General features: G+C 35.3%; 20 protein-coding genes. 11 read left to right on the forward strand and 9 right to left on the reverse strand.

From position 1 onward, the window contains the following. Window positions 1-39: 39 nt before the first annotated feature. The 6 genes from porL to MR053_RS00600 form a co-directional block, all read right to left on the reverse strand. Window positions 40-675 (reverse strand): type IX secretion system motor protein PorL/GldL, encoded by a 636-nt coding sequence (gene porL, locus MR053_RS00575; protein WP_242130593.1) that lies wholly within the window; start codon window positions 673-675, stop codon window positions 40-42. 78 nt (window positions 676-753) lie between these two features. Beyond that, a complete protein-coding gene (porK, locus tag MR053_RS00580; protein WP_449500933.1) occupies window positions 754-2,115 on the reverse strand; it encodes a type IX secretion system lipoprotein PorK/GldK in 1,362 nt (453 codons plus the stop codon). Between the two features lie 161 nt (window positions 2,116-2,276). Beyond that, on the reverse strand, window positions 2,277-3,443 hold the full coding sequence (locus MR053_RS00585) for a formimidoylglutamase (RefSeq protein ID WP_242130595.1): 1,167 nt from the start codon (window positions 3,441-3,443) through the stop codon (window positions 2,277-2,279). 219 nt (window positions 3,444-3,662) lie between these two features. Beyond that, the gene (gene topA, locus MR053_RS00590) at window positions 3,663-6,146 is read right to left on the reverse strand and encodes a type I DNA topoisomerase (RefSeq protein WP_242130596.1); all 2,484 of its coding nucleotides are present in this window, start codon (window positions 6,144-6,146) and stop codon (window positions 3,663-3,665) included. A gap of 138 nt (window positions 6,147-6,284) precedes the next feature. After that, window positions 6,285-7,052 carry a hypothetical protein gene (locus tag MR053_RS00595; RefSeq protein ID WP_242130597.1) on the reverse strand — a complete coding sequence of 256 codons (768 nt, stop codon included), beginning with the start codon at window positions 7,050-7,052 and terminating at the stop codon, window positions 6,285-6,287. Between the two features lie 17 nt (window positions 7,053-7,069). Next, window positions 7,070-7,840: a hypothetical protein gene (locus MR053_RS00600; protein ID WP_242130598.1), complete on the reverse strand. Its 771-nt coding sequence runs from the start codon at window positions 7,838-7,840 to the stop codon at window positions 7,070-7,072. 379 nt (window positions 7,841-8,219) lie between these two features. On the opposite strand from MR053_RS00600, the gene miaB reads away from it, so the two are divergent. From miaB to MR053_RS00640, 8 genes are all read left to right on the forward strand, one after another. Further along, window positions 8,220-9,665, forward strand: a complete 1,446-nt coding sequence (miaB, locus tag MR053_RS00605) for a tRNA (N6-isopentenyl adenosine(37)-C2)-methylthiotransferase MiaB (RefSeq protein WP_242130599.1) — start codon at window positions 8,220-8,222, stop codon at window positions 9,663-9,665. An 89-nt stretch (window positions 9,666-9,754) separates the two neighbouring features. Continuing rightward, on the forward strand, window positions 9,755-11,023 hold the full coding sequence (locus MR053_RS00610; RefSeq protein WP_223548759.1) for a sigma-54 interaction domain-containing protein: 1,269 nt from the start codon (window positions 9,755-9,757) through the stop codon (window positions 11,021-11,023). A 69-nt stretch (window positions 11,024-11,092) separates the two neighbouring features. Beyond that, entirely contained in the window at window positions 11,093-11,599 is a 507-nt protein-coding gene (locus MR053_RS00615; RefSeq protein WP_242130600.1) for an LptE family protein, read from the forward strand. A gap of 189 nt (window positions 11,600-11,788) precedes the next feature. Continuing rightward, on the forward strand, window positions 11,789-12,739 hold the full coding sequence (locus tag MR053_RS00620) for a hypothetical protein (RefSeq protein WP_242130601.1): 951 nt from the start codon (window positions 11,789-11,791) through the stop codon (window positions 12,737-12,739). 2 nt (window positions 12,740-12,741) lie between these two features. Next, window positions 12,742-13,110, forward strand: a complete 369-nt coding sequence (gene secG, locus MR053_RS00625) for a preprotein translocase subunit SecG (RefSeq protein WP_223548765.1) — start codon at window positions 12,742-12,744, stop codon at window positions 13,108-13,110. Between the two features lie 159 nt (window positions 13,111-13,269). Continuing rightward, the gene (locus MR053_RS00630) at window positions 13,270-13,545 is read left to right on the forward strand and encodes a co-chaperone GroES (RefSeq protein ID WP_223548767.1); all 276 of its coding nucleotides are present in this window, start codon (window positions 13,270-13,272) and stop codon (window positions 13,543-13,545) included. A gap of 98 nt (window positions 13,546-13,643) precedes the next feature. After that, window positions 13,644-15,275 carry a chaperonin GroEL gene (gene groL, locus MR053_RS00635; RefSeq protein WP_223548768.1) on the forward strand — a complete coding sequence of 544 codons (1,632 nt, stop codon included), beginning with the start codon at window positions 13,644-13,646 and terminating at the stop codon, window positions 15,273-15,275. Window positions 15,276-15,388: 113 nt separating this feature from the next. After that, window positions 15,389-16,027, forward strand: a complete 639-nt coding sequence (locus MR053_RS00640; protein ID WP_242130602.1) for a DUF6090 family protein — start codon at window positions 15,389-15,391, stop codon at window positions 16,025-16,027. 44 nt (window positions 16,028-16,071) lie between these two features. On the opposite strand, the gene MR053_RS00645 is transcribed toward MR053_RS00640, so the two are convergent. The 3 genes from MR053_RS00645 to xrtF form a co-directional block, all read right to left on the reverse strand. Next, a complete protein-coding gene (locus tag MR053_RS00645; protein WP_242130603.1) occupies window positions 16,072-17,181 on the reverse strand; it encodes a sialidase family protein in 1,110 nt (369 codons plus the stop codon). 73 nt (window positions 17,182-17,254) lie between these two features. Further along, on the reverse strand, window positions 17,255-17,689 hold the full coding sequence (locus MR053_RS00650) for an exosortase F system-associated membrane protein (RefSeq protein ID WP_242130604.1): 435 nt from the start codon (window positions 17,687-17,689) through the stop codon (window positions 17,255-17,257). After that, on the reverse strand, window positions 17,682-18,236 hold the full coding sequence (gene xrtF, locus MR053_RS00655; RefSeq protein WP_242130605.1) for an exosortase family protein XrtF: 555 nt from the start codon (window positions 18,234-18,236) through the stop codon (window positions 17,682-17,684). Before xrtF ends, MR053_RS00650 begins: the two co-directional genes overlap by 8 nt. 88 nt (window positions 18,237-18,324) lie before the next feature. On the opposite strand from xrtF, the gene MR053_RS00660 reads away from it, so the two are divergent. The 3 genes from MR053_RS00660 to MR053_RS00670 all read left to right on the forward strand — a co-directional run bounded on the left by MR053_RS00660 (window position 18,325) and on the right by MR053_RS00670 (window position 21,755). Continuing rightward, the gene (locus MR053_RS00660; RefSeq protein WP_242130606.1) at window positions 18,325-18,780 is read left to right on the forward strand and encodes a GAF domain-containing protein; all 456 of its coding nucleotides are present in this window, start codon (window positions 18,325-18,327) and stop codon (window positions 18,778-18,780) included. Window positions 18,781-18,971: 191 nt separating this feature from the next. Continuing rightward, window positions 18,972-20,504, forward strand: a complete 1,533-nt coding sequence (gene purH / locus MR053_RS00665; protein WP_242130607.1) for a bifunctional phosphoribosylaminoimidazolecarboxamide formyltransferase/IMP cyclohydrolase — start codon at window positions 18,972-18,974, stop codon at window positions 20,502-20,504. A 222-nt stretch (window positions 20,505-20,726) separates the two neighbouring features. Then, window positions 20,727-21,755 (forward strand): rod shape-determining protein, encoded by a 1,029-nt coding sequence (locus MR053_RS00670; protein WP_223548782.1) that lies wholly within the window; start codon window positions 20,727-20,729, stop codon window positions 21,753-21,755. Window positions 21,756-21,766 lie beyond the last annotated feature (11 nt).

The raw sequence follows: 21,766 nt of genomic DNA on the forward strand, positions 1-21,766 counted from the left end.
TTTTTTGGTTAATTAATATCAATTGGGGTTAACCCCTAATTAGCTCTTGTTCATTGCAGATAACATACCTCCATACACACCATTTAATGATGATAAGTTAGAGGCTAATGATTGCATTTGTTCTTTTAATTTAGCTGCATTTTCAACAGACTCTTCATTAATAGCCGCTTGCTTATTAATGCTTTCTAACTGTACTTTATACAAGCTGTTTAATGATTCCATTTGAGCAGCTGCCAATGATAATTCTTCACCATATTTTTTTGTAGCTTGAATAGAATCAACAGTAGGTGAAATACTTTTCGCCGCACCTTCAAAGTTCTTAATACTATCTCCTAAACTGTTTAATAATTCTCCATCTATCTTAGCTTCTTTTAGTAACTCATCTAATTTTTTAGATAAAAGTCCTTGAGCATCTTTTGGTTCTTTTTTGTTAGCTTCTCCTCCAGCTAATTCAGGATATACCAACGACCAATCTAAATCTTCATCAACGGGTTCGAATGCCGATATTGCAAAAATAATTGCCTCTGTTACCAAACCAATGGTTAACATAACGTTACCTGTTAACGGTCCAATTTCAAAATGTATAATCTTGAATAGTGCTCCAACAATTACAATTGATGCTCCTAAACCGTAAGCTAAATTCATAAACTTTTTACTTGCTTTTGACTGTGCCATAATTTTCGATTTTTAAGTTAAGTACGAATACTTAAGTAGGTTAATTAATAGTATTATTTAAAATTGATTTGATTTATGTTATTTACCGTTCTTGGTTACCTTTGTCCCCATGTAATCCTGAACAGTTCTAAATCCTATATAACATCTTGCTGAATCTGCATACTCATAGTCCCTAGTACTCACCTGTAAAAAGTATGCTACATCTTTCCAAGATCCACCTCGTACTACTTTACGTTGGTTTTTATTATCGCTAACACTTGGGTTAACCGTAGAAACATATTCGTATGATGATGGATCGTAAGAATCATTCACCCATTCTGATACGTTACCCGCCATATTATATAGGTTATAATCGTTTGGTTCGTATGAATCTGCTTCAACAGTATAAAGCGCTTGGTCTGCAGCGTAATCACCACGTACCGGTTTAAAGTTAGCCATAAAACATCCTCTATCGTTTTTAGCATAAGGACCTCCCCAAGGGAATGTAGCGCCACGCAAACCACCACGGGCAGCATACTCCCACTCAGATTCAAGTGGTAACCTAAATGCGTTTACAAAATGGGCTCCTTTTTTACTTTTTTGATACGAATTTTTGTAAAGTGTACGCCACTGACAGAAAGCCTGTGCCTGTGCCCATGTAACACCTACAACCGGATAGTCGCCATAAGCATCATGCCAAAAATAGTCATTATGCATGGGTTCGTTATAAGAATATGAAAAATCCCTAATCCATGTGGTTGTATCTGGATACACCTCAACAGCTTCTTTTTTAATGGCATCTTTACGGTTTAAAGTTCTGTTTTTAGCCACTTTTTGAATATCCATATAAGTATACTGAAACTTAAATTTCTTTACATCCCAAGTACGTTGACCATTATAAGATTCTTCCAATGGCAAATACATGGTATCCATTACCTCAGAATAATATTCATCTGGATATTCTGCAGTATCAAATATTAAATCAATATCACGGTTAAGTTTATATCCTTCATAAGGATCCTCTCCTAACCCAAAATAATTATCATGCATGTATTTTTCGTAGGCCGTCATGTTAGCCGTATCGGCATCTTTAAATGCAAATTCACCAATACCTCCATCCTCTGGGGTTAAACCAACCTCATCTGCTAAAATGGCTAATTTGGTTCTAATAATAGAGTCCCTAACCCAATTTACAAATTGACGGTACTCACTGTTAGTTATTTCAGTTTCATCCATATAAAAGGCCCTAACAGTTACTGTTTTGGCTGGAGCATTGTGCACTCCTGCTAAATCATCATCTGCTTTACCCATTGTAAAAGCACCTCCAGGAACAAGTTCCATACCGTAGGGCTTTTCTGGATGCCATTTCTTTCCTTTAACACCAACAAGCTCGCCTCTATCTTTAGAGCCACAACTTGCGAACATTGTTAGTAATGTGGTTAATAAAATAAACTTCTTCATATCCATAGAAAACTCGAGGTTAATTAATCTGCTTTAATTTTGAGAGCGTAAACATATCTATATATTTTTTAAAAAGCAACTTTTTTTCTAAAAAAAATACGTTTTATCGTAAAAAATAAGCATTTCATCGATAAAATTAACATCTTATATGCTTATCTTAACTATACGCAATTTTTTTGAAATGCTTTATACCAGCGGTCTGGCACCACATTGTTACAAGCATCCTTATAATCTTGGTGCGTGCAAGGTAATAACGTATGTCTCTTTAATTTATTATTGACTTCAGCCAAAAAAGGAATCTCGATCCACCAACGTCCCGTCTTATTACTCTTGTAGAAGACTAATTCCTGTTCTTCAACAAGGGCAATAAATTTTTGATAGTTGCTTTCATCTGAAAAATCATCATCCTTGACCCTGAAATTGTAACCTTCTATAAAGTACCATATCATTTGAGCAACAAGCCTAGATGTAATTTCATCATCTTTTGAAGGCTTATATTCATATATGCCAAATGAAGACACCTTATTGCTTATTCCTGCATAACGTGCAATGGCACAAATTTCCTTACCGTCTAATCCATTGGGAGAATATTTTTGGTTCAAGCTTAGTTCTGAACTTTTGATTGCTCCTAAATCAACGCTTACCAAATTGGCATCACGTAATACCGGTTCCACCACAGTAACATCTTTTGATATTTGCCCCAAGCGGTATGCCTCAAAATAAAGTTTATCCATTAAATCTATTTCTTCTTGCGAGTTAAAATAGGTTTGATAACCAATGGTCGCATAGTTAAAAAGGTTATATGGTTCCTCTAAAATAATTTTTCCCACAAAGCTATTGTTCTTGATTGGTTTTGCAGAATCTCCCAAATCGAACTTACTATCTACATTAACAATATTAACCATTGGAACAATATCATCATAAGCCCGATAATTGGCATAGGTAAGGTCTTGTGTTCCTCCTATTATAATAGGTATGATATTTTTCTTAACTAATTCGGTAATAGCTGTTTTTAAAGCGAAGTAAGTATCCTCTACGCTCTCCCCCTTACTAATATCCCCTAAATCAGCAACAGCAACTGTCCAACTCCCAGGAAAAAGTTCGTAAAGCGACTTTCTTATTTCATGCAACTGAAACTCCTCTCCTATATAATTAATATCATTTCTGTTTTCCAAAACACCAATAAGTGCAATTTTTACACCATCTAAATCAGGCATACCGTGTTGTGCGGAATGGATTCTAAGTTTTCTCCCTAAGGCTTGAGTGGACAATAATTCGTTGTGCGCAAGCACCAAATCTGAAACTGGTGAAAGAAAAGTAAAATTCATAACTAATGCGTAAGCTAAACTGTCGCCCCTTTTAGGGCTTTTACACAAATATTAAAAGAATAAATGATTTTCACGCACTATTTAAGATAAAAAAGATCCGTAATTATTGAATTCCCTTAAATCTTAGCAAAAACGCATATTGCTACTGTGAATATAATGCTTAAAACATAAATACATTACGGAATAAAAGATGGCCATATAATTTAGCTTTAATGCTGACTATTTCTTCTTAGCAGTACGCTTAGTCACCTTTTTCTTTGGCACATTAGCTTCAATTAATGTTTTAGCTTCATCTAGAGTCATGTCTGTTACATCTACAGTTTTGGCCAACTCTACTTTAGTCTTGCCTTTTATTACATGATGTCTTCCCCAACGTGCTTTCTCAACACGAATGCCTTCAGCCTCCCAGTGATGAACTAATTTATCCTTTTCCTTTTGAACTTTATCTTCAATCAATTCAACAATATCACTATCGGAAAGATTATCCCAATCATATTTTTTATTGACATTAATAAACATATTATTCCATTTGATGAATGGTCCAAAACGACCTTTCCCTTTTTGGACAGGCAACCCTTGATACATATATATAGGAGCATCTGCTTTTTTCTTTTCGTCTATAAGTGCAATAGCTTCATCAAGCTCAACACTTAATGGATCGGTCCCATTAGGTAAGGAAACAAATGATTTACCATATCTTACATAAGGCCCAAAACGACCATTATTAACTTCAACTTCCTCACCTTTATAAGCACCGAGGTGTTTTGGCAACTTAAACAAGTCCATAGCCTCCTCAAAGGTGATGTTATTTAATTGTTGATCTGGGCTTAGGCTAGCAAACAACGGTTTATCTTCATCGTCAACCGTTCCTATTTGTACCATAGGCCCAAACTTACCCAAACGCACACTAACTTGTCTACCCGACTTTGGATCGGTTCCTAAAATACGTTCACCAGATTCGCGGTCGGCATTTTCCTTAACATCTTCTACTTGAGGGTGAAAGTCCTTATAGAACATCTTCATCATTTTGGTCCAGTCTTCCTTTCCTTCAGCAATATTATCAAAATCCGATTCTACCTTAGCTGTAAAATTATAATCTAAAATATGTTCAAAATGGTTTACCAAAAAGTCGGTCACTATCATACCAATATCTGTTGGTACCAACTTACCTTTATCTGAACCTACTTTTTCCGTTAAGGATTTAGCTTTGATTGCCCCTGCCCTTAAGGTAAGTTGGGTATACTTGCGGTCTTCACCATCCACAGAACCTTTCTCTACATAATTTCTATTTTGGATTGTAGAGATGGTTGGTGCATAAGTTGAAGGTCTACCTATTCCCAGTTCCTCCAATTTTTTAACCAAAGACGCTTCGGTATAGCGTGCTGGAGGACGCGTATAGCGTTCGGTTGCTGTTATGTAATTATTGAACAGTGACTCGTTTACCTTAAGCATAGGCAACATACCTTCCTGCTCTTCAACTTCATCATCAGTACCTTCTAAATACACCTTTAAAAATCCATCAAACTGAATCACCTCTCCATTGGCGCTAAATGTTTCATTGTGTGTGGAAGCCTCTATTTTTACATTGGTACGCTCCAATTGCGCATCGCTCATTTGAGATGCTATAGCACGCTTCCATATTAAATCGTATAACCTGGCCTGGTCCCTATCAACATCAATTGAAGACAAGGAAAAATCGGTTGGACGTATAGCTTCGTGGGCATCTTGTGCTCCTTTAGTTTTACCAGTGTAATTTCTTGGCTTACTATAATTGGCACCGTATGTTTGCTCAATTTCTTTTTGTGCACCCTGTCTGGCTTCATCAGATAAGTTAACACTATCGGTTCTCATATAAGTAATCAATCCCGCTTCGTACAAACGCTGTGCCATGGTCATGGTTTTGCTTACTGAAAAATACAGTTTCCTTGAAGCTTCCTGTTGCAAGGTAGATGTTGTAAACGGTGCTGCAGGCGATTTTTTAGCTGGTTTTTTTTCTAAATCGGCCACTTTAAAATTAGCTGAAGCATTCTGTTCCAAAAACGTTTGAGCTTCTTCTTTGGTCGCAAAGTTTTTAGGTAGTTTTGCCCTGAAGGTTTGTCCGTCTGCATTGGAGAATTCCGCATCAATTCTATAGGAAGCTTGCGGATTAAACTCTTGTATTTCACGTTCCCGCTCAACAATCAATCGTACTGATACCGACTGTACACGACCTGCAGACAGCCCTCCTTTAACCTTGCGCCATAAAACCGGAGATAATTCATAACCTACAATCCTATCCAACACACGACGTGCTTGCTGGGCATCGACCAAATCGTAATCTATACCACGCGGATTCTCAATAGCCTTTTGAATGGCCGACTTTGTAATCTCATGAAAAACTATACGTTTTGTCTTTTCTTTATCGAGTTTTAAAGTTTCTGCCAAATGCCAAGCTATAGCTTCTCCTTCACGATCTTCATCACTGGCCAACCAAATGGTATCGGCTTTTTGAGCAAGCTCCTTTAGTTTTTTCACAACCGCTCTTTTGTCTTTGGAAACTTCATATTTAGGTTTAAAATCGCCGTCAACATCAACGCCTAGTTCTTTTGAGGGCAGATCGGAAATATGCCCAAAACTAGATTCAACTTTAAAATCCTTTCCTAAAAATTTCTCTATTGTCTTTGCTTTTGCAGGTGACTCAACGATTACTAAATTCTTTGCCATACTCGATTTTTAGGCTACAAATGTATGTGAAAATTTTTTTATGCACCTAATTTCAGATGCATTGCTACTAATTTTACAATAAAAAAAGCACTGGGTTTTATAGATAAACACAGTACTTTTAAAAAATTTCAAAACGATTTATTCTGAAGTGTCTCCAATAGAGTTTATTTCATCAGCCTCTTCAAAACCTATGGATTCTTTATAAATAAAATACATTGGTAAATATGCAAAAGAAGCTGTTACAAAAACTCCTATAAAGCACATTATAATACCAACCAATTGCGCCAATATTGAAGAAACAAATAAAAGCCCAAAAGTTAACAGCCATTTTTTATTCCCTAATTTAAAACCAATTTTCACAATTTCGGAAGCAGAAATATCAGGATTAAACGCATAAACCACATTTATTAACGCTATGGGAACCATCGCATAAAAAATAGGCAACACACATAGAAGCAAGGCCACTAAACTAATTCCAAAGGTCATAGCCGCTAATTTTATGGTCTTACCCAAATAAGGTCTTTTGAAAAAATAAAAATAATCATCTGAGCCCGCTTCATTTAAGTCCTTAATTTTACATATTCTATAAAAAGCAGATTTTAACCCAAACCCAATTATCATAGCAAAAAAAGCAAATACAAACATAAATATGTAAAAGGGAACAAGAATGGCAAGATTTTGTTCTTGCCCTTGCTGCAATAACTCATTATCAAATAAACCCATAGCTATTAAAGGCAAATACATGATTATGTAAAAAGGGAGCATTAATACTAAGGTCAACAACAACATAACTAACCCCTGTAACCATACCTTTTTAAACAGCTCGATTGACTTATTGAAAATATCACCAAAATCTAAGGCTTTGGCATTTTCAATTTTTCCTAAAATAGCATTGATTGTTTCCATATAATATTTGTATTGAATTAATAATCTGAATCGTCCCTAACCCCTATTTGGTCTATTTCACTAGCACCATCAAACCCCACTATATCTTTGTAAATAAAAAACACAGGCAAGTAAACAATAGACATGGTAAACAGCAAACCAATAACACACCCTAATATCCCAAGCATAGCCAATATCCCGGTTACGAACATGGTTCCAAATGTGATCAACCATTTTTTGTTACCAATTCTAAAGCTAGCTTTCACCACTTCCATTTCTGTTAAATGTGGATTGTTGGCAAAAACGATCGCAAAATAAGATAAAGGAACAAACACATATAGATAGGGAATAATGAACATTAATTGCGCTAATGTGCCTATTCCAGTATAAATTATACCTAACATCAATAGCCTGGAACTGTACTCTTTCTTAAAAAAATAAAAATAATCCTCTGTAATATTTTCCTTTAAATATACCTGTTTACAGATACGATAAAAAGAAGACAGCAGCGCCAAGGTTAAAGTACTCACTAAAATACCTTGGGGTATATTGTAAATAATGTTTGAAAAATAAAAATCGTAGTATGAATTTAAGTTAAATCCTTCTAAAAAAGGGTTTCCTTGCACCCCCAAGCCTATAAATGAAAACAGTAGGCCTACAACAAATCCACAGGCCATCAAAATCAAAATAACCAAAAAGCCCTTAAGCCATACTTTTTTGAAAAAATCTATTGAATTGGATATAATATCGCCAAAATCTAAGGCCTTTGCATTATTAATTTTGTTGGTTAGTGACTCAAGTGTATCCATATATTTTAGCTTTCATTTGATTTAGTTTGTGGTTAAAGATAAACATTCTCTATAAAAAATCCTGCTTAAGCAGGATTCTTATAAAATGTTATTACAATAAAAAAAGTTCTTATTAGTAGTTCATCGTTTTCCAAACATTTTTATCAATAAATTGTTTTTCAGCAATTATATACAAACTGTTTTAGTTTCATAGTTCGACATTATCTTAGTTTTAAGATACTTCCACGATAAAATACTTATGTTAAAGGGTTCATTTTTTTACAAACACATTAAAATTTAAAACTGCCACTTTGTCACAAAACACAAATTAATTGTATCTTTGCAGCTGCCTTACAGCTGACGGGCACGAATATTGACCACTATGGTTAACTCAAGTTTTATGGAAAAAATAATTGACGAAAACAAACAAGGTGAATCGCTAATTTTAGAGCAAAAGGAAGGCAACACCCGTAAACTTTTTATTGAAAGCTATGGATGTCAAATGAATTTTAGTGATAGTGAAATTGTAGCTTCTATATTAGCAAAAGAAGGCTATAATACCACACAGCAGTTAGAGGATGCCGATTTGGTTTTAGTAAACACCTGCTCTATTCGTGATAAGGCGGAGCAAACTGTTCGCAAACGTCTCGAAAAATACAACGCCATAAAAAAAATAAATCCAACCATGAAAGTGGGTGTATTGGGTTGCATGGCAGAACGCCTAAAGAATAAGTTCTTAGAAGAAGAAAAAATCGTAGACCTTGTGGTTGGTCCAGATGCCTATAAAGATTTACCCAATCTGCTTAGCGAAGTTAATGAAGGTCGAGATGCCATTAACGTTATCCTTTCTAAAGAAGAAACCTATGGCGATATTTCACCCGTTCGTCTTGACAGTAATGGCGTTACTGCTTTTGTCTCCATTACCCGTGGTTGTGACAACATGTGCACCTTCTGTGTGGTGCCGTTTACAAGAGGGCGTGAGCGTAGTAGAGATCCACAAAGTATTTTGGAAGAAGTGAATGATCTTTGGAGTAAAGGATACAAGGAAGTGACCCTTTTGGGGCAAAACGTAGATAGCTATCTATGGTATGGGGGCGGACTGAAAAAAGATTTTGACAAAGCCAGTGAGTTACAAAAAGCCACCGCAACCAATTTTGCAAAACTGTTAGAGCTGTGTGCAGAAGCACAACCTAAAATGCGTATTCGTTTTTCAACATCGAACCCTCAGGATATGACTATGGACGTTATTGAAACCATGGTTAAATATAACAACATTTGTAACTATATCCATTTACCGGTTCAAAGTGGTAGCAACCGAATTTTAAAGGCCATGAACAGGCAACATACTAGGGAGGAATATTTTGAATTGATAGACAACATAAAACGTCTTATCCCAGACTGTGCCATTAGTCAGGATATGATTTCCGGGTTCCCAACCGAAACCGAAGAAGACCATCAAGACACCTTGAGTTTAATGGAGCATGTTAAATACGACTTCGGATTTATGTTTGCCTATTCAGAACGTCCGGGAACATTGGCAGAGCGCAAAATGGAAGACGATGTACCAGAAGACACCAAAAAACGTCGCTTAAACGAAATCATCCAATTACAACAAAAACATGGACTTTACAGAACGCAACAACATCTAGGCAAGGTTGAAGAAGTCCTGATTGAGAAGTCCTCTAAAAAATCGGATGCCCATTGGTCGGGTCGCAACAGTCAAAACACCGTTGTTGTATTCCCAAAAGAAAACTATAAAGTAGGGGATTTTGTAAATGTAAAAATAACTGATTGTACCAGTGCAACACTTATAGGTGAGGCTTTGGGATATTCAATTAATAATTAAAAAACTAGGAACACTAAGATTCCCGAAGTGTTCATTAAAACATTGAGCCTAAGCATTTCGAGAGTCTCTATGTCCAAAACAAAAATTACATGGAATCTGTTCAAACTATAAAACAACGTTTCGGAATTATTGGCAATACAGCCGCCTTAAATCGTGCCATTGAAAAAGCGATACAGGTAGCGCCAACCGATATTTCTGTATTGGTTACCGGCGAAAGTGGGGTTGGCAAGGAGAGTATTCCAAAAATAATTCACCAACTCTCCCATAGAAAGCACAACAAGTATATTGCTGTGAACTGTGGAGCCATTCCTGAAGGCACCATAGATAGTGAATTGTTCGGACACGAAAAGGGTGCCTTTACAGGCGCTACTCAAACCAGGCAAGGTTATTTTGAAGTAGCCGATGGCGGCACCATATTTTTAGATGAAGTTGGCGAATTACCTTTAACCACCCAAGTGCGTTTGTTACGTGTTTTGGAAAATGGGGAATTTATCAAAGTAGGTTCCAGCAAAGTGCAAAAAACCAATGTTCGTATTGTAGCGGCTACCAACGTAAATATGTTTGAAGCCATAGAAAAAGAAAAGTTTAGGGAAGATTTATTTTATAGGTTGAGCACTGTAGACATCCACTTACCACCGCTTCGGGAACGCCAAGACGATATCCATTTATTATTTAGAAAATTCGCCAGCGACTTTGCCTTAAAATACAAAATGCCAACGGTAAAACTTACTGATAATGCCATACAAGTACTGTTGAAACACCGATGGAGCGGTAATATTCGTCAGTTACGCAACATTGCAGAACAGCTATCGGTTTTAGAGCAAAACAGAACCATTACAGCTGAAACTTTACGCAGTTATTTACCAGCTACAGCCAACACAAATTTACCTGCCGTAATAAAAACATCTAAGTCTGAAAGCGATTTTAGTAGTGAACGTGAAATCCTGTACAAGGTCCTTTTCGATATGAAAAGTGACCTGAACGATTTAAAAAAGCTCACCATGGAACTCATGAAATCGGGAAATGTTAAGGATGTTGAAAAAGACCATGAGGGCTTAATTCAAAAAATTTATGGTAACGACGACTTTGAAGAGGAAGCACTTGAAGCTACTGAAGACACAGCCGAATTATTATCGATTCCTGAACACAGTACCAATATAGAAGAGACTTCAAACACAGATAAGTATCATTTTGCTGAAGAGATTGAAGAAGAGGAAACGCTGTCGTTACAGGACAAAGAATTGGAATTAATAAAAAAATCGCTTGAACGTCATAACGGAAAACGTAAATTAGCAGCAGCTGAATTAGGGATTAGCGAACGTACTTTATATAGAAAGATTAAACAATACGACCTTTAAACAAATTCGCAGTTTCCAATAGTACTAGTAACTAATCATAATTGAAGCTAACAAAGCATAAATTAAAACATGAAACTATTAAAATACATTCTTTTACCTTTAATTATTATTACTTCTTTTGGTTGTAAAGTGCAATATGGTTTCACACAACCCAGTTCTATAGATGCTGAAACGTTTCAAGTAAATCGATTTGAAAACACATCCCTTTTGTTTGAGCCTGGCTTAGACCTTCTGTTTCAAAACACATTGCAAGACTTAATACAAGATCAAACCAACTATAAATTAGAAACAACTAATGCCGATTTGATTTTTGAGGGAGAAATTACAGATTATAGAATATCACCCACTACAGCGACCTCGGACAATAGAGCTGCCCAAAACAGATTGACCATAAGTGTAAAAGTTAGATTCTACAATAGAAACAACGAAGAGGATGATCTGGAACAAACATTTTCTTTCTTTTACGACTATCCCGGAGGGGCACAACTCATTGGAGCACAAAAAACAACAGCCCATGAAGAGATTTTTGATAGAATAACGCAAGATATTATTAATGCTACATTGGCAAGATGGTAGCTTCGACAGCACTTATACTTGCTTCGAAAAGCTCAGCACAAGTCACTAAGTGTGACATCTCAGCTGCCAATTTTTATTATTTAAAGAACACTTTTGTTGGTTGAGGTGTCATACTGAGCGCAGTCGAAGTACTCTCGAAACCACTAAAAAATAAAAAAACATATATTTGCTTTAGCTTAAACCAAACCATTGAACACCCTCGATTTCACATATTTATTGCAGAATCCACAGGCTATGACCCACCAGCAGATCGAGGACATAAAATCGATTATTGATGACTTTCCCTATATGCAATCGGCTCGAGCAGTATATCTAAAAGGATTGAAGGATCAAAGTAGTTTAAATTATAACCAAGAACTAAAAACGACGGCAGCTTACACTACAGACCGTAGTATCTTATTTGATTACATTACTTCAGATGTTTTTATTCAAAATGAAATTTCTCAATTCATTAAACAAAATATTGAGCACTTAAAACATATAGAAGTTACTGCCGAAGACATATCGGTAAACAAAAGTGTTGCAATAGACGAGTTACTTAAACAACAAATACAAGATACACAAGGTGTTTTAGATCCCACCTTATTTCAACCAAAAGAGACTCTAACCCAACAAACAGTAACTTTTAGTTTGGATGAATCGGAAATCATTGAGCCCGTAACCGAAAACACTAAAACGCAGGAAGTATCTGCAGAAACCTTTTTGAGCTTAGGGCAACCTCTACCTTTCGATAAAACTGAAACCCATTCCTTTAATGAGTGGTTAAAACTAACGCGATACAAGCCTATAGACCGAACAAAAGACTCAAATGAGCCTGCAATAGAACTTAAACGTGAACTATCTTCCTTAGAAGATGAAAAAACTAAAAAGTTCAAGCTTATAGACAAGTTCATCACTAATAATCCAAAAATAAAACCAACTTTATCTTCAGTGAACAAAGGTAATTTGGCAGAAGCCCAAATGATACAACCTGAAGCTCTAATGACAGAGACTTTGGCCCGTATTTATGTTGAACAAAAAAACTATAAAAAGGCCATTCAATCTTATAAAATATTAAGTTTGAAATATCCAGAAAAAAGTGGTTTCTTTGCAAACCAAATTAAAGCAGTAGAGCAATTACAAGAACAAAATAATAAATAATAATGAGTACGTTTACAATATTTTTAGCATTAATCGTAGTCGTGGCATTTTTGCTAGTAGTGGTCATCATGGTTCAAAACCCTAAAGGCGGGGGATTATCCTCTTCTTTTGGAGGCGGGGGAACTCAACAGTTAGGTGGTGTAAAAAAGACAACCGACTTTTTGGACAAAAGTACATGGACTTTAGCAACATTACTTTTGGTGTTGATCTTAGTTTCCAATGTTGCCATAAATAGAGGTTCGGAAAGTGTAGATTCTAAAGCATTAGATCCTGATGCACAAACAACACAACCTTTACCAGTATCTACCCCTGCAACTGATACAACTACTGATGCTGCAACTGATACACCAGTAAATACAACCGAAGACTAATTTACTACAAAACTTTACAAAAAATGCCAACTGTTTAAGTTGGCATTTTTTGTTTATATAGTTTTAATCTGCAAGTTTGTCAGTTATATTGGGTTGGCACATTTTTAGCTTAAAACAACATCGTTAATCAAAATTAAAATAAAAAATAATTATAAACTTATGAGCTTAAACATTAAACCACTAGCAGACCGTGTTCTTATAGAACCAGCTGCAGCTGAAACTAAAACAGCATCAGGAATTATTATTCCGGACAACGCTAAAGAAAAACCACAACGAGGTACTGTTGTAGCTGCCGGTCCCGGTACCAAAGACGATCCTATTACCGTTAAAGTTGGTGATACTGTTTTATATGGTAAATATGCAGGGACAGAGCTTAAACTAGACGGAAAAGACTATCTAATTATGCGCGAAAGCGACATCTTGGCAATAGTTTAAACAATTTAGGTTTCAAGCTTAAGGTTTCAAGTTCAAAGTTACCTTGCTTGAAAAACTAACTATTAACTTTGAACATTAAACTTTTTAACACTAAAAACATGGCAAAAGATATAAAATTTGAAATAGAAGCACGCGATGGTTTAAAGCGCGGTGTAGATGCGTTGGCAAATGCAGTAAAGGTAACCCTAGGTCCGAAAGGACGTAACGTAATTATTAGTAAAAGTTTTGGTGCTCCTCAAGTTACTAAGGATGGGGTTACGGTAGCTAAGGAAATCGAATTGGAAGACGCACATGAAAACATGGGTGCACAAATGGTAAAAGAAGTAGCTAGCAAAACCAACGATTTAGCAGGTGATGGAACGACTACTGCAACCGTATTAGCTCAAGCAATTGTAAAAGAAGGCTTAAAGAATGTCGCTTCAGGAGCGAATCCTATGGATTTAAAACGCGGTATCGATAAAGCTGTTGAGGCCATTACTGCGGATTTGGAAAAACAATCACAAGAAGTTGGTAACTCTTCAGAAAAAATAAAGCAAGTTGCTGCTATTTCTGCAAATAATGACGATACCATTGGCGAATTGATTGCTCAAGCATTCTCTAAAGTCGGTAAAGAAGGTGTTATTACTGTTGAAGAGGCCAAAGGCATGGATACTTATGTAGATGTTGTTGAAGGTATGCAATTCGACAGAGGGTATTTATCACCATACTTTATTACTGATGCTGATAAAATGATTGCTGATTTAGAAAATCCGTACATTTTATTATTTGACAAAAAGATCTCTAACTTACAGGAGATTCTTCCCATTTTAGAACCTGTAGCACAATCTGGGCGTCCGTTATTAATCATTGCAGAAGATGTAGATGGCCAAGCCTTAGCTACTTTAGTTGTTAACAAATTACGTGGAGGATTAAAAATTGCTGCGGTTAAAGCGCCTGGATTTGGTGATAGACGCAAAGCCATGCTTGAGGATATTGCTATATTAACTGGAGGAACAGTGATTTCAGAAGAAAGAGGCTTCACTCTTGAAAATGCCGATTTGAGCATGTTGGGTACAGCTGAAACTGTAACTGTAGATAAAGACAACACAACTATAGTGAATGGTGCAGGAGACACAGAAGCTATTAAAGCTCGCGTAAACCAAATTAAATCCCAAATAGAAACTACAACTAGTGATTACGATAAGGAAAAACTTCAAGAGCGTTTAGCTAAACTAGCCGGTGGGGTTGCTGTTTTATATGTAGGTGCCGCTAGCGAGGTTGAAATGAAAGAGAAAAAAGATCGTGTAGATGACGCTTTACATGCTACAAGAGCTGCCGTGGAAGAAGGTATTGTTGCTGGTGGTGGAGTTGCTCTAGTAAGAGCCAAAGCTGTTCTTGAAAAGCTAGAAACTTCTAATTTAGATGAAACCACGGGTGTTCAAATTGTTAATAAAGCTATTGAAGCACCTTTACGTACTATTGTTGAAAATGCTGGTGGTGAAGGTTCAGTTGTAATTAATAAAGTACTGGAAGGCAAAAAGGACTTTGGTTATGATGCTAAGTCTGAAGCTTATGTAGATATGCTTAAAGCAGGTATTATAGATCCTAAAAAAGTAACACGTATTGCCCTGGAAAATGCAGCCTCGGTTTCTGGTATGATTCTTACTACTGAATGCGCTTTAATCGATATTAAAGAAGATGCTCCAGCAATGCCTCCAATGGGTGGCGGTGGAATGCCTGGTATGATGTAATTTCGATAAGCTCAACTACCATCTAGCTCAAACATTCAAAAAAACGCTTCAATTCATCTTGAGGCGTTTTTTTATTGGTCAATATTTTATAGCTTTAAACAAACATTATCTACATGAAAAAACAATTACGTTATGCGCTTGGAGAAATATTAATTGTAATTATTGGTATTTCAATAGCCTTTAGCTTGAATAAGTGTGCCGATACCAAAAAAAATGAAAATCTAAAATCATTATATATTAAAAGCTTAAAGGATGACATTAAAGTAGATAAAAAGAATTTAGAACAAAACTTAAAAGAAATAAATACTAAAATTGAAACTTTAAAAGAAATTATTCCGTTAATAAACACAGATTCTCCAGAAAAAATAAAATTACGACAAGAACTATTTGGTACGTTTAATATAACTGAATTTTATCCAAATGATATCACTTACCAAACCATGATAAATTCGGGTGATTTTAAACTCATTAATGAATTTGAATTAAAAGCTGCGATAGAAAAGCATTATGCGAGTTATAAATCAATTCTTAAGGATTATTCCAGACAAGAAAATATACACAAGGAATTTTTAAGCAACTACATGGTTAATCATGCAAATTATGACGACATGAAAAAAGGAGCTTTTGGATTTAGCAATGAAGTCTTATTTAAAAACATTTTACAAAGCATGAATGGTTCTTTTTGGATAAAAAGGCAAGCTACCATCCGAGGTATTAAAAACTGTGATAGTTTATTGGTTATTTTAAAATAATTAGTTTTGGTTTACACCTCTAGAAATATGCAAAATAGGTGATTTTATTTATCTCTTTTATAGACATCTTTGCCATTGGTTAACCACTCTAAAGTTAAACGAACAAAAACATTTTCAGCATAATTGTCCTTTTCAAAAAAAAGGCCAATATCTCCATTGTTTAAAACCGTCATTGAAGAATAGGCAGCACTCCCAGAGTATATAGTCTTCCCCTTTGTCCAAGTTTTACCTTCATCATAACTAATGCGAACTGTCATATTCATTCTATTACCTTGCTTCTTTGCATTAGAAAATAAAAGTCGATTTTTATCATCTCCATTTATTATTGAAGTGTACCTTATTATGCTGGCATTACATGAAGGATCAATAAGCAAAGAATCAGGTTGTGTATACCAGGTTTCACCATTATCAGAAGATTTATGAACATACCTAAACCCTTTGCTATTTACTCGGCTATTAATCATCCAATCACCATTGGCCAACTCCACTATTTTAGACTCGTCTCCGGGGGTAATTGGCGTATCAAGAACATACCACGACACTCCATGATCTTTACTCCCAAATAAAAATACGCCCTTTTGGAGGTTAACAAGTGTATGCAACAATGTTCCATTTGCCGTTTGAATGCCTCTACCCGAAGTGATAAACTTAAAATCCTTATGCCATTCGGGTTTCGAAATTTGAGTAGTGATATCCTGTGGATGGCTCCAAGTCTTTCCATTATTGGAACTTTTAATCACTTTTAAATAATACACATCCTTTTCTTGATCTAAGTCCATATAATTATAAAACAGTAAAATATCCCCTGTTACTTTATCGACTATCATAGAAGGATCTGAAGCAGATTGTCCCAAAGGGTAATCTACTACGGTTTCTATTTTAGACCATGTTATCCCATTATCATTACTTCTTCTTAATACAATATTGATATCATTACTCCATTTCAAATCTCCACATGATGGCACTCTTTCGTCAATTGCTGCAACCAAAACACCATTAGGCGCTGTTACAATAGCTGGAATTCTATAACAGGAAACTTTAGTATTGTTTTTAGCACTAAACAAAACTTTATAATCCAATATTTGAGTTTTGTGTTCCTGTGAATATAAGGCTAAAGACAAAACTATAAAAACACCATTATACAAAAATCTCATACATAACTCTTTTATTATTTTTTTGATTCAACTAAAAATCACATACAATCAATATGGCTATATTTCTTAATATCTAAGCATTAGTTCTAAGCCTATTGTAATAAAACGCAGGCAACAATAACAACAATACAATAGGCTGAATAAGAAACCTTCGTACGTTAAAGAACATATAATAATCTTCTTGTTTTGGATTAACAACAAAGTATAAGTAAATAAAAATTAAAATAACAAAAGCCAAAACATATATCATTACAGAAAATTTAATGACATTTTTATCCTTAAAGGCAACATATAAGATGATAATGGAAATGATACTATTGAGACCATAACGCAAACCCGTAAAAACTGTTAACTTAAACACCTCACGTCTTGGGTTATCGATGTATAAATAATCATTTTGAAAAAACACCAAATACGGATCGTAAAATAATTCGTTTTCGAAAACACGAATTAAAATTAACAATCCAAAAAGGAAAACTAAAAGAAAATATCTAGTATATCTATTCATTCTGTTTTCTGTTTATGGTTGCAAAATGCCTTACCCAAATCATCCATAAAAAAAATACCATACCATAAATTATAGCTGGAAAAATAACGGTGTGCAAAATTTCCCTTCGCCAAGGGTAATGATACAAGCCTATACTTAAAATTACTATCCTAAACAAATTAACGACATAAATCAGCACACATCCCGAAAACAAAAACATAACTGTTTGTTTTAATCTTCCTGAAAAAGCCACAATAAAAGAAGCAAACATAATAATGACACTAATGGAATTGCACCCCTCAATAATTCTTGCTACAAATTTTTTGTTTATGATAAGCTTCATTGAAGGCTCATCTGGATGGGGTACAACATGAACATCATAGCCCAAATCACCTATCAAATGTTCAATTTGTTTAGCAACCAAATGCGTTATGTAATCAGGATAAAACTTGGTGTGTTTTGAAAAATCTAAATAAAATTTATAGGAAAGAGACAGTAAAATATACACTAATAAGAACGTCAGTATAAATCTTATTACTAATTTGTATTTTATGAGTAGCTTTTTCAAAAAAACGAAACAGTTAATTCTGTTAAATTGAGTGAAACGGGTATTCAAATTACGCCTTTTTAAATACTTTTACCAAAATTTTATTGTCATGACTTTTGATCAATTAAAACCCATGGTAGAATCTATAGTTTCCAATACCCAACAAACTGCAGACAATCGTCTCTTTGAAATATGCCAATTACTAGAAACACATGTAGTCTATTATAATTGGGTTGGTTTCTATTTTAGGAATGGCAATAAAGAAGAATTAGTACTAGGGCCTTATGTTGGCGCTCCAACGGAACATACTATAATTCCCTTTGGAAAAGGCATTTGTGGCCAAGTGGCTGTAAGCAATAAGAACTTTGTAGTGCCCGATGTTTCTGCCCAAGACAATTATATAGCGTGCAGCATTTCGGTTAAAGCAGAAATCGTTATTCCCATTTTTGTAAACGGTAAAAACATAGGGCAGATAGATATTGATTCGAACACTGCAGATCCCTTTACTAAAGCCGACGAAGTTTTTTTAGAATTTATTTGCGCTAAAGTGTCTGAAATACTATAGATTTAAACTTTCAAGTTTGAATTTTCCTTGTTAACAAACACCCCTTTTCGTTAAAAAATTACATTCATTTTAAAATTTCTAAGCAATTTTTCTGCTATAAATAGTTACTTTTGCATTTTATTTAAAATCACATATTTTTTAACAAACTCAACTTTAACTTCTCGTTTTGAGAATTTTATAAGACAACAAAAATGAGCAACGACAAAACCATTAAATCAGCTTTAATATCGGTATTTAGTAAAGATGGATTAGAACCTATTGTAAAAGAATTAAACCAACAAGGGGTTACCATTTTTTCAACCGGTGGTACCGAAAAATTCATAAAGGATTTAGGAATTGATGTTGTTCCTGTTGAAGAGATTACTTCCTATCCTTCCATTTTAGGTGGGCGAGTAAAAACTCTTCACCCCAAAGTATTTGGCGGCATTTTAAACAGACAAAACCATGAAGGTGATGTTGCTGAATTAGCTGAATACAACATTCCACAAATTGATGTGGTTATCGTCGATCTATACCCTTTTGAAAAAACAGTAGCCTCTGGCGCGAGTAACCAAGATATTATTGAAAAAATAGACATTGGAGGTATTTCATTGATCCGCGCTGCTGCAAAAAATTATGCCGATGTAATTTGTGTATCTTCCGTGAACGATTATGCCGAGTTTTTAGAGTTGATTTCTGCGAACAATGGTACTATTTCTGAAGCAGACAGAAAACGCTTTGCTGCAAAAGCTTTTAATGTTTCATCACATTATGACACCGCTATTTTTAACTATTTCAATCAAGATGGTAATGAAACTGTCTTAAAAATTAGTGAACCGAATGCCAATGTGTTACGCTATGGTGAAAATCCGCATCAAAAAGGATTTTTCTTTGGTGATTTTGATGCTATTTTCGATAAACTTCACGGCAAGGAATTAAGCTACAACAACCTATTAGATGTTGATGCAGCTGTTAATTTGATGGGAGAATTTAAAGGTGAAGCACCAACATTTGCTATCCTTAAACATAACAACGCTTGTGGTTTAGCACAACGTGACACCTTGCTTGAGGCTTACAAAGATGCTCTTGCCGGTGATCCTGTTTCAGCTTTTGGAGGTATTTTAATAAGTAATACCGAAATAGACAAGGCAACGGCTGAAGAAATCCATAATTTATTCTGCGAAGTGGTTATTGCACCTGCTTTTTCAAAAGATGCTTTAGAAATTTTAAAAGGCAAAAAGAACAGAATCCTTTTAGTTTTAAAAGACATTGAATTGCCTAAAACCAATGTAAGAAGTTGTTTGAATGGTGTTTTAGTTCAGGATAAGGATAACATTACCGATAGTGCTAATGATTTAACAAATGTGACTAAATTATCGCCAACAGCATCCCAAATAGACGATTTGTTGTTCGCTTCAAAAATTTGCAAACACACAAAATCGAATACCATTGTTTTAGCTAAGGACAAACAACTATATGCCAGCGGAACTGGGCAGACCAGCCGAGTTGATGCCTTGAATCAGGCTATACACAAGGCAAAATCCTTCAGTTTTGAATTAAGCGGTGCAGTAATGGCCAGTGATGCTTTCTTTCCATTTCCCGATTGTGTTGAAATTGCTAAGAATGCAGGTATTTCTGCTGTAATTCAACCCGGTGGTTCCATAAAAGATCAATTAAGCATTGATTATTGTAACGAAAATAATGTGGCCATGGTGATTACTGGCACACGTCACTTTAAACACTAGACTTAAGTTTATCTTACTAGTTGTATTTGAGAGTCTTCTGCTTTCAATAAGCAGTATTCAATAATCAGTAATATTTGGCAATCCAAAAACCGAAGAACAACACATATGTTTAATGTACTTTAGATATACAGAATTTTCAGCTTTATAATATCTAGTATATTATTAACTTTTATTACATTTACGACATTCGTTGTTTAAACCATTTAACACTATATTTTACACATGGGATTTTTTGACTTCCTAACCGAAGATATTGCAATAGATTTAGGTACTGCAAATACACTTATTATACATAACGACAAAGTTGTTGTTGACGCTCCTTCAATTGTAGCTCGGGATAGGATTTCAAGCAAAATTATTGCAGTAGGTCAAGAAGCTAATTTAATGCAGGGAAAAACCCACGAAAACATTAAAACTATTCGTCCTTTAAAGGATGGTGTAATTGCCGATTTTGATGCTTCAGAGCAAATGATAAGCATGTTCATTAAAAATATCCCGGCCTTAAAAAAGAAGTTTTTCACCCCAGCATTGCGTATGGTCATTTGTATTCCTTCCGGAATTACCGAAGTGGAAATGCGTGCTGTAAAAGAAAGTGCTGAACGTGTGAATGGCAAAGAGGTTTACTTAATACATGAACCAATGGCTGCTGCCATTGGTATTGGTGTAGACATCATGCAACCCAAAGGAAACATGGTAGTAGATATAGGAGGTGGTACTACCGAAATTGCCGTGATTGCTTTAGGCGGTATTGTTTGTGACAAATCGGTTAAAATTGCTGGTGATGTATTCACCAATGACATTGTTTACTACATGCGCACACAGCATAACTTATACGTAGGAGAACGTACATCTGAAAAAATAAAAATACAAATAGGTGCTGCAACCGAAGATCTAGAGTTGCCTCCAGAAGATATGAGTGTTCAAGGTCGTGATTTGCTTACCGGAAAACCAAAACAGGTATCTATTTCGTACCGTGAGATTGCCAAGGCACTAGATAAATCAATTTTACGCATTGAAGATGCGGTTATGGAAACGCTATCACAAACCCCTCCCGAGCTGGCTGCCGATATTTATAATACTGGTATATACTTAGCAGGTGGTGGTTCAATGTTAAGAGGTTTGGACAAACGTTTGTCACAAAAAACAGATTTACCTGTTTATATTGCTGAGGACCCATTACGTGCTGTAGTAAGGGGGACTGGTATTACGCTTAAAAACTTACCTAAATACAAAAGTGTATTGATAAAGTAGAGTAAAAACAG

The organism is Aestuariivivens marinum (assembly GCF_022662175.1).
Classification (GTDB): Bacteria; Bacteroidota; Bacteroidia; order Flavobacteriales; family Flavobacteriaceae; genus Aestuariivivens; species Aestuariivivens marinum.

Excerpts from the sequence above, each read along its gene's own strand:
- porL (WP_242130593.1), bottom strand. The coding sequence starts at position 675 with ATGGCACAGTCAAAAGCAAGTAAAAAGTTTATGAATTTAGCTTACGGT.
- porK (WP_449500933.1), bottom strand. The coding sequence starts at position 2,115 with ATGAAGAAGTTTATTTTATTAACCACATTACTAACAATGTTCGCAAGT.
- MR053_RS00585 (WP_242130595.1), bottom strand. The coding sequence starts at position 3,443 with ATGAATTTTACTTTTCTTTCACCAGTTTCAGATTTGGTGCTTGCGCAC.
- topA (WP_242130596.1), bottom strand. The coding sequence starts at position 6,146 with ATGGCAAAGAATTTAGTAATCGTTGAGTCACCTGCAAAAGCAAAGACA.
- MR053_RS00595 (WP_242130597.1), bottom strand. The coding sequence starts at position 7,052 with ATGGAAACAATCAATGCTATTTTAGGAAAAATTGAAAATGCCAAAGCC.
- MR053_RS00600 (WP_242130598.1), bottom strand. The coding sequence starts at position 7,840 with ATGGATACACTTGAGTCACTAACCAACAAAATTAATAATGCAAAGGCC.
- miaB (WP_242130599.1), top strand. The coding sequence starts at position 8,220 with ATGGAAAAAATAATTGACGAAAACAAACAAGGTGAATCGCTAATTTTA.
- MR053_RS00610 (WP_223548759.1), top strand. The coding sequence starts at position 9,755 with ATGGAATCTGTTCAAACTATAAAACAACGTTTCGGAATTATTGGCAAT.
- MR053_RS00615 (WP_242130600.1), top strand. The coding sequence starts at position 11,093 with ATGAAACTATTAAAATACATTCTTTTACCTTTAATTATTATTACTTCT.
- secG (WP_223548765.1), top strand. The coding sequence starts at position 12,742 with ATGAGTACGTTTACAATATTTTTAGCATTAATCGTAGTCGTGGCATTT.
- MR053_RS00630 (WP_223548767.1), top strand. The coding sequence starts at position 13,270 with ATGAGCTTAAACATTAAACCACTAGCAGACCGTGTTCTTATAGAACCA.
- groL (WP_223548768.1), top strand. The coding sequence starts at position 13,644 with ATGGCAAAAGATATAAAATTTGAAATAGAAGCACGCGATGGTTTAAAG.
- MR053_RS00640 (WP_242130602.1), top strand. The coding sequence starts at position 15,389 with ATGAAAAAACAATTACGTTATGCGCTTGGAGAAATATTAATTGTAATT.
- MR053_RS00645 (WP_242130603.1), bottom strand. The coding sequence starts at position 17,181 with ATGAGATTTTTGTATAATGGTGTTTTTATAGTTTTGTCTTTAGCCTTA.
- MR053_RS00650 (WP_242130604.1), bottom strand. The coding sequence starts at position 17,689 with ATGAATAGATATACTAGATATTTTCTTTTAGTTTTCCTTTTTGGATTG.
- MR053_RS00660 (WP_242130606.1), top strand. The coding sequence starts at position 18,325 with ATGACTTTTGATCAATTAAAACCCATGGTAGAATCTATAGTTTCCAAT.
- purH (WP_242130607.1), top strand. The coding sequence starts at position 18,972 with ATGAGCAACGACAAAACCATTAAATCAGCTTTAATATCGGTATTTAGT.
- MR053_RS00670 (WP_223548782.1), top strand. The coding sequence starts at position 20,727 with ATGGGATTTTTTGACTTCCTAACCGAAGATATTGCAATAGATTTAGGT.